Annotated in this window: 18 protein-coding genes; 13 read left to right on the top strand and 5 right to left on the bottom strand. The window is 67.9% G+C overall.

The window, feature by feature from the left end; genetic code table 11:
- Positions 1–432 (top strand): cytochrome c oxidase subunit 3 (locus tag ACYDAT_RS13895; protein ID WP_461450801.1); only part of this gene is annotated, 432 nt, incomplete at its 5' end.
- Between the two features lie 53 nt (positions 433–485).
- Here ACYDAT_RS13895 and ACYDAT_RS13890 read toward each other — a convergent pair.
- The gene (locus tag ACYDAT_RS13890; protein ID WP_461450800.1) at positions 486–707 is read right to left on the bottom strand and encodes a twin transmembrane helix small protein; all 222 of its coding nucleotides are present in this window, start codon (positions 705–707) and stop codon (positions 486–488) included.
- Positions 708–767: 60 nt separating this feature from the next.
- Here ACYDAT_RS13890 and ACYDAT_RS13885 point away from each other — a divergent pair, with 60 nt between their 5' ends.
- The 5 genes from ACYDAT_RS13885 to ACYDAT_RS13865 are packed head-to-tail and all read left to right on the top strand — an operon-like array spanning position 768 to position 4,975.
- A complete protein-coding gene (locus ACYDAT_RS13885; RefSeq protein ID WP_461450798.1) occupies positions 768–1,508 on the top strand; it encodes an SURF1 family protein in 741 nt (246 codons plus the stop codon).
- A 9-nt stretch (positions 1,509–1,517) separates the two neighbouring features.
- A complete protein-coding gene (locus tag ACYDAT_RS13880; protein ID WP_461439536.1) occupies positions 1,518–2,075 on the top strand; it encodes a hypothetical protein in 558 nt (185 codons plus the stop codon).
- Positions 2,072–3,217: a COX15/CtaA family protein gene (locus ACYDAT_RS13875; protein WP_461450796.1), complete on the top strand. Its 1,146-nt coding sequence runs from the start codon at positions 2,072–2,074 to the stop codon at positions 3,215–3,217. Before ACYDAT_RS13880 ends, ACYDAT_RS13875 begins: the two co-directional genes overlap by 4 nt.
- Entirely contained in the window at positions 3,218–4,126 is a 909-nt protein-coding gene (gene cyoE / locus ACYDAT_RS13870; RefSeq protein WP_461439534.1) for a heme o synthase, read from the top strand. It begins immediately after the preceding gene.
- A gap of 9 nt (positions 4,127–4,135) precedes the next feature.
- A complete protein-coding gene (locus ACYDAT_RS13865; protein WP_461439533.1) occupies positions 4,136–4,975 on the top strand; it encodes a cytochrome c oxidase assembly protein in 840 nt (279 codons plus the stop codon).
- Here the strand turns inward: ACYDAT_RS13865 and ACYDAT_RS13860 are convergent.
- Positions 4,947–5,450 (bottom strand): copper chaperone PCu(A)C, encoded by a 504-nt coding sequence (locus ACYDAT_RS13860; RefSeq protein ID WP_461450794.1) that lies wholly within the window; start codon positions 5,448–5,450, stop codon positions 4,947–4,949. The two genes, ACYDAT_RS13865 and ACYDAT_RS13860, sit on opposite strands and share 29 nt — an antisense overlap.
- Entirely contained in the window at positions 5,447–6,040 is a 594-nt protein-coding gene (locus tag ACYDAT_RS13855) for an SCO family protein (RefSeq protein WP_461450792.1), read from the bottom strand. The genes ACYDAT_RS13860 and ACYDAT_RS13855 overlap by 4 nt, the downstream gene beginning before the upstream one ends.
- A 94-nt stretch (positions 6,041–6,134) precedes the next feature.
- Between ACYDAT_RS13855 and ACYDAT_RS13850 the strand changes: the two genes are divergently transcribed.
- Together ACYDAT_RS13850 and glnE are read left to right on the top strand one after the other, a co-directional pair.
- A complete protein-coding gene (locus ACYDAT_RS13850; RefSeq protein ID WP_461439530.1) occupies positions 6,135–6,626 on the top strand; it encodes a glutathione peroxidase in 492 nt (163 codons plus the stop codon).
- The gene (gene glnE, locus ACYDAT_RS13845) at positions 6,623–9,517 is read left to right on the top strand and encodes a bifunctional [glutamate--ammonia ligase]-adenylyl-L-tyrosine phosphorylase/[glutamate--ammonia-ligase] adenylyltransferase (protein WP_461450790.1); all 2,895 of its coding nucleotides are present in this window, start codon (positions 6,623–6,625) and stop codon (positions 9,515–9,517) included. Before ACYDAT_RS13850 ends, glnE begins: the two co-directional genes overlap by 4 nt.
- Positions 9,518–9,669: 152 nt before the next feature.
- Here glnE and ACYDAT_RS13840 read toward each other — a convergent pair whose 3' ends face one another.
- Positions 9,670–10,620, bottom strand: coding sequence for a mitochondrial fission ELM1 family protein (locus ACYDAT_RS13840; protein ID WP_461450788.1), 951 nt, complete (start codon positions 10,618–10,620; stop codon positions 9,670–9,672).
- Between the two features lie 144 nt (positions 10,621–10,764).
- On the opposite strand from ACYDAT_RS13840, the gene ACYDAT_RS13835 reads away from it, so the two are divergent.
- The 3 genes from ACYDAT_RS13835 to ACYDAT_RS13825 are packed head-to-tail and all read left to right on the top strand — an operon-like array spanning position 10,765 to position 12,761.
- Entirely contained in the window at positions 10,765–11,358 is a 594-nt protein-coding gene (locus ACYDAT_RS13835) for a malonic semialdehyde reductase (RefSeq protein WP_461450786.1), read from the top strand.
- Between the two features lie 44 nt (positions 11,359–11,402).
- Entirely contained in the window at positions 11,403–12,014 is a 612-nt protein-coding gene (locus ACYDAT_RS13830) for a YceI family protein (protein WP_461440352.1), read from the top strand.
- A gap of 9 nt (positions 12,015–12,023) precedes the next feature.
- Positions 12,024–12,761: a pirin family protein gene (locus ACYDAT_RS13825; RefSeq protein ID WP_461440353.1), complete on the top strand. Its 738-nt coding sequence runs from the start codon at positions 12,024–12,026 to the stop codon at positions 12,759–12,761.
- A gap of 18 nt (positions 12,762–12,779) precedes the next feature.
- Here the strand turns inward: ACYDAT_RS13825 and ACYDAT_RS13820 are convergent, their stop codons facing one another.
- A complete protein-coding gene (locus ACYDAT_RS13820) occupies positions 12,780–13,979 on the bottom strand; it encodes a Yip1 family protein (RefSeq protein WP_461450784.1) in 1,200 nt (399 codons plus the stop codon).
- A 194-nt stretch (positions 13,980–14,173) separates the two neighbouring features.
- On the opposite strand from ACYDAT_RS13820, the gene ACYDAT_RS13815 reads away from it, so the two are divergent.
- Together ACYDAT_RS13815 and ACYDAT_RS13810 are read left to right on the top strand one after the other, a co-directional pair.
- Positions 14,174–14,389, top strand: a complete 216-nt coding sequence (locus ACYDAT_RS13815; protein ID WP_461440355.1) for a zinc-finger domain-containing protein — start codon at positions 14,174–14,176, stop codon at positions 14,387–14,389.
- A 99-nt stretch (positions 14,390–14,488) separates the two neighbouring features.
- On the top strand, positions 14,489–15,622 hold the full coding sequence (locus ACYDAT_RS13810; RefSeq protein WP_461450782.1) for a glycosyltransferase: 1,134 nt from the start codon (positions 14,489–14,491) through the stop codon (positions 15,620–15,622).
- Positions 15,623–15,775: the final 153 nt, after the last annotated feature.

Raw genomic sequence — 15,775 nt, 5'->3', positions numbered from 1 at the left:
TTCAAGACGGTGCCGCCGTGGGGCGAGCCACTGCTCAACACGCTGCTGCTGCTGTCATCGAGCGTGACCATCACCATCGCCCACCATGCGCTGCGCGACGGACATCGCCGCCGCATGCTGGTGTTTCTGGCGGCCACGCCGATTCTGGGCGCCCTGTTCCTGTGGTTCCAGGCGCACGAGTACATCGATGCGTACACGCATCTGAATCTGACCCTGCACAGCGGCATCTATGGCGCCACGTTCTTCCTGCTGACCGGCTTCCACGGCCTGCATGTGACCTTGGGCACGATCATGCTGCTGGTGATCTTGTATCGCACCTGGCGCGGACATTTCAGCAAGGAACACCACTTCGCCTTCGAGGCGGTGGCGTGGTACTGGCACTTCGTGGATATCGTCTGGCTGGCCCTGTTTCTGTTCGTCTACATCATGTAGACCAGCGTGCGCAGCGGGGACTCCGGTACGCTCGAACGATCCGGCGTCGCTGCTCAGCCACCCAGACCGTGCGGCTTGAGCAGGCCGGTCAGGATGCCGATGATCACCAGCACGAATACGCCCAGCGAAAATCCGATGCGGCGCGTCAGCGCCCAGGCGGTACGTTTGCCATTGCTACCCTCGCGATCGGTCATCATGAAAAACAGCGCCTGGCCGAGGCTGAAGATCGCCGCCAGCAACATGAGAATCAGCACGGTTTTGAACAGGGTATGCATGAGCGCGCGCCTCGCCAGTAACGATCCGAGTATAAACCGCGCCGCATCGAGGCATGGTCGGTGCTGAGGCTGCGCCGCCCGTCGTGGTTCGCGGTGCTGCTGACACTGGCGGGAATCGCGATCTTCGTGCGCCTGGGCATCTGGCAACTGGACCGCGCGGCCTACAAGGAGCATTTGCTGGCGCGCTTTGCCCACGCCAGCGATGCGCCGCTGATTCCGTTTGCCGCGGTCAGCAACACGGCGCCACACCATCGCTACGCGCACGTCGCGGTACGTGGCCACTATCTGCAGGACCGCGTCTATATGTGGGACGACCAGACTATCGGCGAGCAGGTCGGCGTCGATGTCTACGTGCCGTTCGTGGTGCAGGGGCGCGAACGCATGGTGATCGTCAATCTCGGCTTCCTGCCGCACACCGGCAGCGAGCGCAACAAGCCGGTCATGCCGCCGCTGCCCACTGGCGAGGTCACGCTGCACGGGCTTTACGCATCAATGCCGCCGCCTGGGCTGAAGCTGGGCGGCGACCAGATCGCACGGCAAACGCAGTGGCCCAAGCTGAGCACCTACCTCGAACTGAGCCAGATTAGTCGCGACCTCGATCAGCGCCTGTTCCCGGGCATCTTGCTGCTCGACCCGAATCCGAAATCGGCCTATCTGCGCGAGTGGACGCCCACCTTCATCCCGCCTGCGCGGCACCAGGCCTATGCTTTCCAGTGGTTCTCGTTTGCCGCCGCGGCGCTGGTGATTTTCATCGTCCTGCATCGGCGCGCCGAGCCGCCCAAAAATGATCGCCAGGAATGATTGCAACGCATGAACGTTCCGATTGACGTCCGTCGCGGCCGCCGCCAACTGCTGCTGATCGCCGCCGTGTTTTTCGCGCCGATGCTGTTGGCGGCAATCCTAGCGCTGTCCGGATGGGTGCCCAGCGCGCGCAGCCACGGGCAGCCGATCGTGCCTCAGGAAAGCTTCGCCGGCCTCAAGGTGAGCCTGGCTGGTGGCAAGAACTGGCCGTGGAAGGCGGCGACGCCGCAGTACACCCTGATGGCGCTGGTTGGGCCGGATTGCGCCGCCGCCTGCCTGTACAAGCTCTACATGCTGCACAACGCGCAAGTGGGATTGAACAAGAGCAGCAAGAACCTGCGTTTGCTCTATGTCGGCGCAGCGCCGGTAGTGGCCGACACGCATGGTGCGTTGCAATCCTGGATGCTGGGACAAACCCGCGCCGCGGCATTGCTGCGCTTTGTTCCAAAACCGGCCGATCAAGTCGCGGTGATTCTGGTGGCGGCGGATGGCACCGCGATCGTGTATTACCCGCCGGCGGTCTCCGTGGCTGGCATCAACAAGGATCTGCGGAGGCTGTTCAAGTGATCGTCAAACCCGCATGGGTGCGGCCACTGGCATGGATCGCCACCGCGTTGGCGCTGGGCGTGATCGTGTTCGGTGCCTTCGTGCGCTTGTCCAATGCCGGATTGTCCTGCCCGGACTGGCCGACCTGCTACGGGCGTATCACGTGGCCGGTGCATCATGCCGCGATCGCTGCCGCGGATGCAGCCTTTCCGCAGCGGTCGGTAGCGGTGCATCTGGCCTGGCGTGAACAGGTGCACCGCTTTATCGCGGGCACGCTGGGCGTGCTGGTGCTGCTACTGGCGTTGGGCGCGGTGTGGCGCCAGCGCGGGCCGCGCTATGCGGTGATCGTGGCCGCGCTGGCCGCGACGGCGGGCGTCTGGCTATACATGGGTGGCGAGCATGTGTATTCCAGCGCGCTGGCCGGCATCGCCATCGCGCTGCCACTGCTGGCCGCATGGTGGCTGTGCCGCGCGGCGCCGTGGAAGGTGCTGAGCGTGACGCTGGGCTTGATCATCTTCCAGGCCATGCTGGGCATGTGGACGGTGACCCTGCTGCTGAAGCCGGCCATCGTGACGAGTCATTTGCTGGGTGGACTGGCCACGTTCGCGCTGCTGGCTTACGCGGCGCTGCGCCTGAGCGGAGTGGGTACGCGCGCGGCGCGCGCGCGGCGTCTGCTGCCTTGGGTGGTGTTGGGCCTGGTGCTGCTGGTGATGCAGATCGCGCTGGGCGGCTGGACCAGCACCAACTACGCTGCGCTGGCCTGCGGCACGGACTTTCCACTGTGCGCGGGCAGTTGGTGGCCGGCGCTGAATTTCCATCAGGGCTTCATTCTGTGGCGCGACATCGGCGCCAACTACGAGGGTGGCGTGCTGGATGAATCGGCGCGCGCGGCGATCCAGATGACGCATCGCATCGGCGCGCTGATCGTGTTCGTTTACGGGCTGCTGCTGGCATGGCGCGCGGCGCGCGCGGGCCTCAGGCCGCAGGGCATCGTGCTAGCGTTGTTGCTGTGCGCGCAGGTGCTGTTGGGCATCGGCAACGTGATGCTGGGGCTGCCGCTGGATGTGGCCACGGCGCACAATGCCGGCGCCGCGCTGCTGCTGTTCACCATGGTCTGGCTGCTGGCTGCCACACAGCGCCCGCCCGCGCAACGGGAGTTCTGAGTGGCGCTGTGGCGTGAATATCTCGAGCTGACCAAGCCGCGCGTGGTCGCGCTGCTGGTGTTCACCGCGCTGATCGGCGCGCTGCTGGCGGTGCCAGGCCTGCCGCCGTGGCGCGCGCTGCTGCTCGGGCTGGCCGGCATCTGGCTGGCGGCGGCCTCGGCGGCGGCGCTGAATCACCTCATCGACCAGCGCATCGACCGCGTGATGGCGCGCACCGCGCACCGCCCTCTGGCGACGGGCGCGCTGCGTCCGCGGCAGGTGCTACTGTTCGCGCTGGCGCTGGGCGCGGCGTCGATGCTGATCCTCGCGCTGTGGGTGAATGTGCTCAGCGCGTGGCTGACGTTGGCCTCGTTGATCGGTTACGCGGGGGTCTACACCGCGTTTCTCAAGCGCGCCACGCCGCAGAACATCGTCATCGGTGGCATCGCCGGTGCGGCGCCGCCGGCGCTGGGCTGGGTGGCGGTCACCGGCACGCTGGCGCCGCACGCGCTGCTGCTGGTGCTGATCGTGTTCTTGTGGACGCCGCCGCATTTCTGGGCGTTGGCGATCTTCCGCCGCGCTGATTACGCGCGCGCCGGCATCCCGATGCTGCCGGTGACCCACGGCGTGGTGGTCACGCGCTGGCATCTGCTGGCTTACACCGTGTTGCTGGCACTGGCGACCCTGCTGCCGTATCTGACCGGCATGAGCGGCCTGTTTTATCTCGGCGGCGCGCTGATTCTGGATGCCGGGTTCTTGTACTACGCCGTGCGCATGCTGCATCCGCCGGATGAGCTATTCGCGATGCGCACCTTCAGCTACTCGATCATCTACCTGGCCGCCCTGTTCGGTTTTCTGCTGGCCGATCACTGGTTGCTGCCGATGCATGCCGCCGCGCCACAACTGATCCAGTACGTGCCGTTGGGCTAAGCGCTGGCGATGCACGCGCTGCCTGGATTTTTCGTGCCATGGGAACCCTCGCCCACGGCGTGGCTGCTGACCTTGCTGGGTATCGCGCTGTATCTGCGCGGGCAGCGCCTGCGCCCGGTCTCGCGCTGGCGCCAGGCGACGTGGTGGATCGGTCTGGCGCTGAGTTACGTGGCCATGCAGTCGCGTTGGGATTATTTCTCCGAGCATGCGTTTTTCCTGCAGCGTCTGCAGCATCTGGTACTGCACCATCTCGGCCCGTTCCTGATCGCGCTGGCCTATCCCGGCCCGCAACTGCGCGCGGGCATTCCGCTGCGCCTGCGTACACGCCTGCTGCGTCCGGCGCGGCGGCTGCCGCCAGTACGCTGGGCCTTGAACGTGCTGCTCGATCCGTGGGTTGCGGCGCTGCTGTTCGTCGGGCTGATCGCGCTGTGGCTGTATCCGCCGGTGGAGTTCGTCGCCATGCTCGACGACCGCATTTACCGGCTGATGAACTGGAGCATGTTGCTCGATGGCCTGCTGTTCTGGTGGCTGGTGCTGGACCCGCGCGCCAGGCCGCCGGCGCGGCTGTCGCCTGGCATGCGCGTGGTGCTGCCGCTGCTGGTGGCGCTGCCGCAGATCATGATGGGCGCCTTCATCACCTTCACCACCGAGAACCTGTATCCGGCCTTCGAGGTGTGCGGGCGCGTGTTTCCGTGGCTGACCTTCCAGACCGATCAATATCTCGGTGGCCTGATCATCTGGATTCCGGCGGCGATGATGAGCGTCATCGCCTCACTGCTGGCGATGCGGCGCTGGCTGGCGCTGGATGCACGCCGGCACGTCAATGCGCGTCGGCGGGCAGCACCGTGAATTGCACGGGGTAGGGCGCATAGCCCTTGAACTGCAAATCGATGCGCACGTTGCCGCCCGGCTTCACCGTATCCGCGGCGTGCATCAGCATCAGGTGATAGTCGCCGGGCACGAAAGCGAACGTGGCGCCCGGCGCGATCGTCACCGCGTCCACGTGCACCATGCGCTCCATGCCGCCGCGGTGGGTGCTTTCGTGCAGCATCACCATGCCGAAGCTGGCGCTGCGCGCGCCGACCAGCTCGAGCATGTGCGTGCCGTGGTTGGTGATGCGCAGATAGCCGCCCATCGGCAGCCCGGCCGGCAGCCAGCGCACCCAGGCGTTGGTGACCGCGACCGGTGCAGTCGGCCATGCGCTGGCTGCGCGCGCCGGCTGCATGCCGGGCATGGCGTGCATGGACAAGGACGGCGGCGCCGCGCTGGCGAGCAGCGGCGCCAGCAGCAGGCAGATGCCGAGCAGGGAAGAGTGCGGGTTCATGCCTTGGGCTCCGTCAGCAGCAAATGCAGATCGTGGGTCAGTTGCGCGACGGAATTGCTCTCGGTCGCCAGCAGGCGCACGCGACCCCGCGCGTCGAAAATGAAAATCGCGGCGCTGTGGTTGACCACGTAATTGCCGCTGGCATCCGGCTTGCCGTAGCTGTAGGCCACGCGGTAGCGCTTGGCCACGCGCGCGATCGCATCGGGCGTGCCGGTCAGGCCGATGATGTGCGGGCCGAAGGCGCTTGTGTAGGCGTGCAGCAGCGCCGGCGTGTCGCGCCTGGGATCGACGCTGACGAACAGCACGCGCACGTGCTGCGCCAGCGGGCCGAGGTTTTGCAGCACCACGGTCAGATGCGCCAGTGTGGTCGGGCATACATCCGGGCAGTGCGTGTAGCCGAAGTACAGCAGCGCCACCTTGCCGCGGTAGCTGGCGCCGGTCACCGGCTGGCCGAGGTCATTGGTCAGATGAAAGCGCAGATTGGGCAAATGCCCGCGCACATCGGTCAGCAGCCACGGACTGGGGGCATGCGAGCAGCCAGCCAGCAGCAGAGCAAGCGCGGCAAACAGAATCGGCAAACGGCGAGGCATGCGCTATTGGAACACGATCATCGGTGCCGATTCAGCACTGCGGCGGCGCGTCGCAAGTGCTATACCGCGTTCCCCTATCCATGTGGAGCCGCGCATGTGCCCGCTCGATGAATTGCACGTCAGAAGTCTGGACGGTGAAGACATCGCCCTCGCGCGTTACCTGGGCAAGACTCTGCTGATCGTCAACGTCGCTTCCAAGTGCGGGTTCACCCCGCAATACCGCGGACTGGAGGCGCTGTATCGGCAATACCGCGCACGCGGGCTGGAAATCCTCGGCTTCCCCTGCGACCAGTTCGGCCACCAGGAACCGGGCGATGCCGCGGAAATCCGTCAGTTCTGCACGCTCAATTACGAGGTGAGTTTCCCGCTGTTCGCCAAGATCGAGGTCAACGGCGCCGGCACGCATCCGCTGTATCAGTGGCTGAAACGCGAGGCCCCCGGGGTGCTTGGCTCGCAGGCGATCAAGTGGAATTTCACCAAGTTTCTGATCGATGCCGAGGGCAAGGCGCGCAAGCGCTACGCGCCGACCGATACGCCCGAGGCCATCGGCCGCGAGCTGGATACGCTGTTGCCCGCCGCGGCATGAGCCAGGTGATATCGCCCGCTACCGCGGCGCTGCCGCTGGCGCCACCGCTGCGCGCGTTGCTCGCGCAGCGTTACGCCGATCTGGTCGCGCATCTGCGTGTTTCCGGCGTGCCGTATTACGACGATGCCGGCGTCGCCGAGCGCGTACAGCGCCTGCTGCTGGTCAGCGATTTCGCCTATGGCGTACTGCGTGCGCAGCCGCATCTGCTGGCGCCGGCGGGCCTGTACTGGCTGGGCAGCGGCGGCGATCCAGGCGCGCGTCTGCTGGCCGGACCGGGGCTGCCCGAGGAGCGCGGCACGGCCTTGGCGCAGTTGCGCCAGCAACGCGCGCGCGAAGCGCTGCGGCTGATCTTCCGCGATGTCAACGCGCTGGACTCTCTCGAAGACACGCTTGCCGACACCAGCAGCCTGTACGCGGCGCTGCTGGAGCTGGCGTTGCGCCACGCCGAGCGCAGCCTGCGCGCGCGCCACGGTGTGCTGCGCGACGCGCGCGGTCAAGCGCAACGCATGGTGGTGCTGGCGCTGGGCAAACTCGGTGGCAGCGAACTGAATTTTTCATCCGATGTCGATTTGATTTTGGCCTATCCCGAGGAGGGATCCAGCGATGGCGCGCGCGCGCTGGAGGCCAGCGAGTACTGCGCGCGGCTGACGCGCGAATTCGTCGGCCTGCTCAGCGAGGTCACCGCCGATGGTCAGGTCGCGCGCGTGGATCTGCGTCTGCGTCCCTACGGCAGCGCCGGACGCCCGGCGTGGTCGTTCGCGGCGATGGAGGCCTATTACCAGAGCGAAGGCCGCGACTGGGAGCGCTATGCCTGGATCAAGGCGCGCCCGGTGGCTGGTGATCTCGTCGCCGGGCGTCAATTGCTGGCGCAATTGCGGCCGTTCGTCTATCGCCGCTATCTGGATTACACCGCGTTCGCCGGTTTGCGCGCGATGAAGACGCTGATCGACGCCGAAGTGGCGCGCAAGGATCTGGCCGAGAATCTCAAGCTCGGCCCGGGCGGCATCCGCGAAATCGAGTTCAGCGTGCAGCTCGAACAGTTGATCCGCGGCGGACGTGAGCCCGGCCTGCGCGAGCCCGGCCTGCTGCGCGCACTGGCCGCGGCCGAACGGCGCGGTTTCATCGCCGGCGAACGCGCGCGTCTGCTGCGCCGCGCCTGGACGCTACTGCGCCACGTCGAGAATCGCGTGCAGATGTACGTCGATGCGCAAACCCACGCGCTGCCCGCCGAGCCGTTGGCGCGGCTGCGCATCGCGCAAGGTCTGGACTACGCCGATGCCGCTGCGCTCGATGCGGCGCTGGCCGCGCAGCGCGCCGTGGTCAGTGCTGCCTTCGCGCCGATCCTCGGTGGCGCCGCGCCGGCCAGCGTGCCCGGGCAGGATGCACTGCTGACGCTGTGGCGCGACATGCAAAGCGGCAGCGCCACCCCCGCCGAGCTGAGCGCCTGCGCGCTGGACGCCGAGTCCGGCGCCGCGCTGCAGGCGCTGGCCGGCAGCCACGCCGTGCGCGGCATGAGCGAGTCCGCGCGCGCCGGCCTGGAACGCTTGTTGCCGCGCGTGCTGCATGCCGCGCGCCACAGCGCCGCGCCGCAACTCGCGCTGCCGCGTCTGCTGCGGCTGCTGCACAACACCGCGCGGCGTCCGGCGTATCTGGCCCTGCTGGAAGAAGCGCCCGCCGCGCTGCAGCGCCTCGCCAGTCTGTGCGCCGAGCGCGCGTTTCTGGCCGGGCGTGTACTCGCGCAGCCGCTGCTGCTGGACGACGTGCTCGACCCGCGCATCGAACATCTGCCGTTGAAGGCCGCCGACATCGCCTCGGAGATCGCGCATCTGCTCGATGCGCTGGACGAGCGCGGCCCCGAGCAGGAGCTGGAACGCATCAACGAGGCACGCGCCAGTCTGGCGTTTCGCCTCGGCCTGGCCTTCGCCGACGCACGCGCCGACGCACTGGCCACGGCGCGGCGTCTGGCGGCGTTGGCCGAGGCGGTGCTCAACGCCGTGCTGCGCCTGGCCGAAGGCGAGCTGGTTGCGCGCCACGGCCGCCTGCCGGGTCCGGGCCTGGGCTTTTGCGTGATCGGTTATGGCAGCCTCGGTGGACATGAGCTGGGCTTCGCCAGCGATCTCGATGTGGCCTTCGTGTATGACTCCGCGCGCGCCGCGGCGAGCAGCGATGGTGCGCGCCCGCTGGAAGGCGCGCAGTGGTATCAGCGTCTGGCGCAGCGCGTGGTGCACTGGCTGGGCACGGTCACCCGCGCCGGGCAGCTCTACGCCATCGATACGCGGCTGCGCCCGGACGGCAGCAAGAGTCTGCTGGTGCAAAGCATGGATGCCTATGCCGGCTATCAACAGCAACGCGCCTGGACCTGGGAGCATCAGGCGCTGGTGCGCGCGCGCGTGGTCTGCGGTGATGCGCGGATGGGCGCTTCCTTCGCGCAGTTGCGGCAGCGCGTGCTGGCGCAGCCACGCGTGCTCGCGCGGGTCGCAGCCGAGGTCAGCGCCATGCGCGAACGCTGGCGCGCCGAGCGCGATCGCTCCGATGCCGATCGTTTCGATCTGAAGCAGGGCGCCGGTGGCTTGCTGGATCTCGAATTTCTGCTGCAAGGCCTGGCGCTTGTGCACGCGGCACGCGTGCCGCTGTTGACCGAGAGCACATCCACCGCAGCGCTGATCGGTGCGCTGGAAAGTGCACGCGCGCTGGCGCCTGCGCCCGCCGCAACGCTGCGCGCCGCGCACGGCGTGCTGCTGCAGCGTGCGCTGACCTGCACCCTGGACGACCGCCCGCGCCTGGTCGCGCGCGAACCGGCGCTGATGCAGCACGCAGCCGGGGTGCTGCGCGTGGCCGCGGAATGCGGGTTTTCTTTTGCGCCGATGGAGCCGGTAGCCGGGGGCCGATAGCCGAGTTCCTTTGCATCGTCATGCCCGCGAAAGCGGGCATCCAGCCAGCGCTCGACAAGGCACTGGATCCGCGGTCCGCGCTGCGCACGCCGGGGATGACGAGGGGCGACACCGCGCGACGCTACCACCGGCTTCCGGCTTCCACTTCCGGCTCAGCGTGTGCGCTGCAGTATTGCCTGCACGCGCGCGGCGATCGCCGCGGTTTCGCGCAGCGGAGCCGGCGCGCGATAGACGGCGTCGGCGTCGATCAGCCAGCCACCCTCGCGCAGCGCGGCATGAAAACGCGCCAGACGCGCCGGCAGCGGTGCGCCGACGACGCTATGCACCGGCACGCCGCAGGCGGCGGCTTCGCTGAGCATGTTCACCGAGTCCGGACTGACCAGCAGACGATCGCTCCAGGCCAGCACGCCGGGGTAGGGATTGGCGCCGTCCCGCGCACCGCGCCACACGCGCTGGGGCCACGCGCCGGCCGCCGCCGCGCAGGCATCGACCAGATCCGCGGGCGTGCGCCGCGAAGCCACGATCAGCGCGCTGCCACCGTGGCGCAGCAGCGCGCGCAGTTGCGCCACCAGTGCCGCTTGCCAAGCAGGGTCGAGTGCCACGCCGCGCCGCGGCCCGCCCAGCAGCACGCCGATGCGCGGCGCCGGCAGTCGCGCGAAGGCGTGCCAGGCGTCGCGCGCATCGTTCAGCCAGGCGGCGTCGATCGCATGCAGCGAGCCCAGCGGATTGAGCACGTTGGCGCCGCGCACATCGTCGTGGCGCGGCGCGATGACCACATCCCAGTGCCGTGGATCGGTGCGCGGGTCGAGGATTTGCACGCTGCGGCAGCGTCCGTTGCCGAGGTGGCGCAGCAGGCGCGTGGCCAACGCCGCCTGACGGCCGCAGCCGATCGCCAGATCGGGCCAGGGCGGCGCCAGTTGCGCGCGCGCCGCGGCATCCCAGGCCAGGCGTCCGCCCAGACTCAGGCGCGGCGCCAGCCATGACCATGGCGCGCGCACGTGCAATTCCAGCTCGCGCACCTCGCCGCCCAGCGCCGCGGCCAGCGCCAGCGCCTGGCGCCGGTTGCCGGCGGCGCCGTCGGTGATCGCCCAGATCGAGTGCATCGCTGCTCCACGCGGGACGCCGCCGAGGCGGCATTGTCTATGGGTTGCTGACAGTGCATTGCCGACTGCGCGCCGTGGCCGGCGCGCGTCGCGCCTACACTGTGCCGCGTCGCGCCCTGTTGCGCATCCATTATTGGAGCTTCGATGCAGCCCGAATTGTCCGCCGCCGCGCTCGACCAGATTTTTCGCGAAGCGCGCACCTACAACGCCTTCCTGCCGCGCGAAGTCAGCGATGCGCAACTGCGCGCGATGTACGACCTGGCGAAGATGGCCCCGACCAGCGCCAACGCCTCGCCCGCGCGCATCGTGTTCGTCAAATCGCAGGCAGCCAAGGCCAGGCTGGCGCCAACGCTGTCCGAGGGCAATCGCGCCAAGACGCTCGCGGCGCCAGTAACCGCGATTGTCGCCACCGACCATGCTTTCTACGAGCACCTGCCCAAGTTGTTTCCGCACGCCGATGCGCGTAGCTGGTTCGCCGGCAATCAGGCGCTGAGCGAGATCACCGCGTTTCGCAACGGCACCCTGCAGGGCGCGTATCTGATCATCGCCGCGCGCGCGCTGGGCCTGGATTGCGGGCCGATGTCCGGTTTCGACAACGCGCGGATCGATGAGGTCTTTTTCGCCAACACCACGTTCAAGTCCAATTTCCTGATCAACATCGGTTACGGCGATGCCAGCCGCGATTTGTTTCCGCGCAGCCCGCGCTTCGATTTCGACGAGGTTTGCAGCATCGTCTGATGCGGCTTCGTCGGTTTTCTGCACCCACTGTGGAGGATGTTCCCATGCGTTTGTCTCATGCGATGCTCGCGGCCGGTCTGGCGTTGCTGGCGGCGCCGGTTTTCGCCGCGCCGGTGACTTACACCTTCAATCTTGATCACACCCAAGTGCGTTTCTGCTGGGATCATTTCGGTTTCTCCATGCCCTGCGCCAACATGAATACGGTCGAGGGCACCTTGGTGTACGACGCGCAGGATCCAGCGCTGTCCTCGGTGCGGGTAACCATGCCGATGTCGGGGCTGGATACGCACGTGCCGGCGCTGAACATGCATCTGAAGGAAGCCGATTTCTTCAATGCCGCCCAATTCCCTGATATCACCTACAAGAGCACCAAGGTCATTCCCGGCACCAAGCCCGGTGATCTGACCATCGAGGGTCTGCTGACCGCGCATGGCGTGACCCAGCCGGTGACGTTGCATGCGCGCCTCAACAAGATCGGCGAGCAGCCAATGCTGCATGTGCCGGCGATCGGCTTCAATGCCACCGCCAGCATCGAGCGCAGCGCCTTTGGCGTGGGCGCTTACGTGCCGATGGTCTCGGATGCGGTGCAGATCAGCATCACCGTGGAAGCCGATGCCAGGAAGCCGGCCGGCATGAAGCCGGGCATGAAGCACTGAGTTCGCGCAATGCGCGCGGCCGATCCGGTCGCGCGCGCGTGCATCATGTTGATCCAGCGACCCGCCGCCGCGCGCGGCCAGACGCAAACCGCCTGGCTGGACAGTCGGCACACGTTTTCCTTCGGCCACTACCACGACCCGGCGTGGATGGGTTTTGGCGCGCTGCGCGTGCTCAACGAGGACCGCGTGGCAGTCGATGCGGGCTTTGCCGAGCACGGCCACGCCAACATGGAAATCCTCACTTGGGTGCTGGAGGGCGCATTGACGCATCGTGACTCCACCGGCGCTGAGGGCGTGATCCGCCCCGGCGAGTTGCAGCGCATGAGCGCCGGACACGGCATCCGCCACAGCGAAATGAATGCCACGGCGCAGGCGCCAGTGCATTTTTTGCAAGTGTGGATCCAGCCGGATCGCTCCAATCGCGCGCCGTCGTATGCGCAGCGCGGCTACACGCCGCTGCAGCTCGGCGCCGGTTGGACGCTGCTGGCGGCGCCGATCGCGGCGGCGGCCGATACCTTGCCGCTGCACGCCGAGGCGCGCGTGTGGGCGTGGCGTCCGCGCGCCGGCGCGCAAGCCACGTTGGCGCTGTCGCCGCCGCGAGCCTGGCTGCAGGTGGCGCGTGGCGCGGTGCGGGTCAACGACGGTATCGCGCTGGGCGCGGGCGATGGCCTCGGGCTGCGCGACGAGGCGGCGCTGCAGCTCAGCGCCGAGCGCGACAGCGAGCTGCTGCTGTTCGAGTTGCTGTAGCCGCCCAAGCCCGGGCGTTCATTTCCCGGGCGTGTGCTTGAGCTTGTCCAGCGCGGTCAGATCGACCGCGTTCACGGCCTGCTTCAGCGCGTCCATGTCGGGGCCCTCGCCCGTGGCCTCGACCAGAAAGCGATTGCCGACGATCAGCGTGTATTCGCCGCGGCGATCGGCGTCGGTCCACTGCTCCTGCACGGTGCGCCCGTTCTGCTGGAACACCTTGTGGTAACCGCTGGCCGATTCCTGATCCTGCTGCACCATGCCAACCAGGGCCAGCATGCCGCGGTTGGCGGCCATGTCGGTGATGCCGAGCTTGATGCGTTGCGCGCCGCTGCCATAGTAGGCCTTGGCCGAACTGACCAACAGCGTGCCGATGCCGCCGCGCGTGCTGTCCACCGTGCCGCGCGCCAGGCCGGGCAGACTGGCCGGCAGCAGCGCGGCGATCTGGTCCGGCGCCAGCGGTTTCAGCGGCGCCGCATCGGGCGCCGCCGCGGCGCCGCTGAGCGGCTTGCCCTGCATCGCTGCGTCGGTGGCCTGCATTTGCCTGGCGGCTTGTGCGAGGGCGCCCAGGTCCACGGACTTGCCATTGGACTGGAACGAAAAACTTTCGCTGCCACGCGTCAACGCGCCCACGCCGCTCAACATCATGCTGCTCCAACCGATGACCAGGCCCAGCACGATGGCGATGGCGATGATCACCGCGGTGTAGGCCACGGCGCGTTCATGGGGCACATCGAGCGTGCTCTGCAAGCCCAGCCACAGCAGCCGCACGCTGAGCACGGTTGCCGCCAGCGTCAGCACCGCGGTCAACGCGCCCAGCAGCGGAATCAGGTGCAGCACGCCCACGATCCATACCGGTGTCCACGCATAGGCGATGGCCTTCAGCGCCTGCACGCGGTCGTTGCGCGCGCCGAAACTGGGCGCCAGCGCGGCGGTGATCAGCGCCATCACGAACACCAGCAGCAGGGTCAACAGATAGTTGCTGAGCATCTGCCCGAACAGCGCGCCGAAGCCGAAACGCACGGTGCCGATGAACGGTGCCGACATGCCGAACACGCCCAGGCCGATGAAAGTCGCCAACGGCGTGATCGCCGCCAGCCACAGTACCCAGCCGGTGTACACACTGCCGATGCTGGACGGCTCGGCGGCGATCTCGGGCCAGGTGGCGCGCGGGTTGAGCAAGATGGCGTGCAGGCGCGCGATGAAACGGGCGAAGTCCATGGCGACATCACGTGATGGGGGTGCACAGCATGCCAGAGCCGCGGGGTGGCGTCGCTTGCAGCGCTGCGAAGATGCGCAGACGTTACACTTGATGTCCCGCGCACCTGCTTTGCCGGCGTGAGGTGCGGTGCGGGCGGATGCTTGCACCACCCAGCCATTCGCAGCGCCTGATCCGCCCATCCCCGGAGGTTGTCATGACCCGTACCGATCCCGCCGCCGCGGCCCTCAAGCCGGCCAACACCGAGCACCGCTACGAGATCACCCGCGCCGATCTGCCGCTGTCCTGCCCGATGCCCGACATGACGCTGTGGAACTCGCATCCACGCGTGTATCTGGCCATCGAGGACGAAGGCGGCGAGTCGGTGTGCCCCTATTGCGGCGCGCACTACGTACTCAAGCTCGAGGCCTGAGCGCCACCGGCGCACGTTTTGCGCCGGTTGCATCAATAATTTCAATTTTGCATCAATCCTGCCGCCATCCCGGCAGGCCATCGTTCCTGACGCAGAGCCGTGATCCGACCCGAGCCTTCCCCCGCAGAGCGCCGCTTGACGGTGGTGCAGTTGATTCCGGCGCTGAACAGCGGCGGCGCGGAACGCAGCACGCTCGAAATCGCGCGCGCGCTGGTCGCGGCAGGACATCGCGCGGTGGTCATTTCCGCCGGCGGCCGCCTGGTGCAGCGCCTCGAAGCTGAGGGCGGCGAGCACATCAGCCTGCCGCTGGGACGCAAGTCGCTGGTCACGCTGGGGCAGATCGTGCCGCTGCGGCGCGCGCTGGCCGCGCTCAAGCCGGATGTCGTGCATGCGCGCTCGCGGTTGCCAGCGTGGCTGGCGCGCATCGCCCTGCGCGGGCTCGACCCGCCCCCGCACTTCGTGACCACCGTGCACGGGTTGAACTCGCCCAGTGCCTACAGCGCCGTGCTCACCCGCGGCGAGCGCGTGATCATGGTCTCGCAAACGGTGCGTGATCACGTGCAGCAGCACTATCCCGATCTGCCGCAGGAGCGCGTGCGTTTGATTCCGCGTGGCGTTGATGCCGATGAATTTCCCTACGGCTACCGCCCCGATCCAGCCTGGCGCGCGGCGTTCTTCGCCGAGTTTCCGCATCTGGCGGGCGCGCCGCTGCTGACCCTGCCCGGACGCGGCACGCGCCTGAAGGGCCACGCCCACGCGCTGCGCCTGCTGGCCGCGCTGAAGACCCGTGGCGTCGCCGCGCGCCTGCTGCTGCTGGGCGCCGACGAGCCCGCGCGCGCCGCCTATGTGCGCGAGTTGCGGCAGTTGGCGCAGGCGCTGGGCGTGGCCGACGCCGTGGCGATCACCCCACCGCGCAGCGATGTGCGCGAGGTCTACGCCATCTCCGATCTGATCCTGCAGCTCTCGACCCAACCCGAGGCTTTCGGTCGCACCGTGCTTGAAGCCCTCGCCCTGTGTCGGCCGATATTGGGTTACGCCCACGGCGGCGTTGGCGAGCTGCTGGCCGAGCTGTATCCCGCCGGACGCGTACCGGCACTGGACGAAGCGCGCCTGGTCGAGCGTGCCGCAGAATTGCTGCGCCTGGCGCCGCCGATCGCCCCACTGACCCGTTACCGTCTCGCTGATACGCAGCAGGCCACGCTGGCGGTGTATGCCGAGGTGGTGGGCGGATAGCTTGCCGGAGCCGGTAGTGGGGAGTCGGGAGTCGGGAGTCGGGAGTCGGGAGTCGGGAGTCGGGAGTCGGGAGTCGGGAGTCGGGAGTCGGGAGTCGGGAGTCGGGAGTCGGGAGTCGGGAGTCGGGAGTCGGGAGTCGGGAGTCGGGAGTCG

The organism is Metallibacterium sp. (assembly GCF_054637675.1).
Note: the sequence above shows the minus strand (reverse complement) of the source record. Positions and strands in the feature narration are given on the sequence as shown.

Excerpts from the sequence above, each read along its gene's own strand:
- ACYDAT_RS13890 (WP_461450800.1), bottom strand. The coding sequence starts at position 707 with ATGCATACCCTGTTCAAAACCGTGCTGATTCTCATGTTGCTGGCGGCG.
- ACYDAT_RS13880 (WP_461439536.1), top strand. The coding sequence starts at position 1,518 with ATGAACGTTCCGATTGACGTCCGTCGCGGCCGCCGCCAACTGCTGCTG.
- ACYDAT_RS13865 (WP_461439533.1), top strand. The coding sequence starts at position 4,136 with ATGCACGCGCTGCCTGGATTTTTCGTGCCATGGGAACCCTCGCCCACG.
- ACYDAT_RS13860 (WP_461450794.1), bottom strand. The coding sequence starts at position 5,450 with ATGAACCCGCACTCTTCCCTGCTCGGCATCTGCCTGCTGCTGGCGCCG.
- ACYDAT_RS13855 (WP_461450792.1), bottom strand. The coding sequence starts at position 6,040 with ATGCCTCGCCGTTTGCCGATTCTGTTTGCCGCGCTTGCTCTGCTGCTG.
- ACYDAT_RS13850 (WP_461439530.1), top strand. The coding sequence starts at position 6,135 with ATGTGCCCGCTCGATGAATTGCACGTCAGAAGTCTGGACGGTGAAGAC.
- glnE (WP_461450790.1), top strand. The coding sequence starts at position 6,623 with ATGAGCCAGGTGATATCGCCCGCTACCGCGGCGCTGCCGCTGGCGCCA.
- ACYDAT_RS13840 (WP_461450788.1), bottom strand. The coding sequence starts at position 10,620 with ATGCACTCGATCTGGGCGATCACCGACGGCGCCGCCGGCAACCGGCGC.
- ACYDAT_RS13835 (WP_461450786.1), top strand. The coding sequence starts at position 10,765 with ATGCAGCCCGAATTGTCCGCCGCCGCGCTCGACCAGATTTTTCGCGAA.
- ACYDAT_RS13830 (WP_461440352.1), top strand. The coding sequence starts at position 11,403 with ATGCGTTTGTCTCATGCGATGCTCGCGGCCGGTCTGGCGTTGCTGGCG.
- ACYDAT_RS13825 (WP_461440353.1), top strand. The coding sequence starts at position 12,024 with ATGCGCGCGGCCGATCCGGTCGCGCGCGCGTGCATCATGTTGATCCAG.
- ACYDAT_RS13820 (WP_461450784.1), bottom strand. The coding sequence starts at position 13,979 with ATGGACTTCGCCCGTTTCATCGCGCGCCTGCACGCCATCTTGCTCAAC.
- ACYDAT_RS13815 (WP_461440355.1), top strand. The coding sequence starts at position 14,174 with ATGACCCGTACCGATCCCGCCGCCGCGGCCCTCAAGCCGGCCAACACC.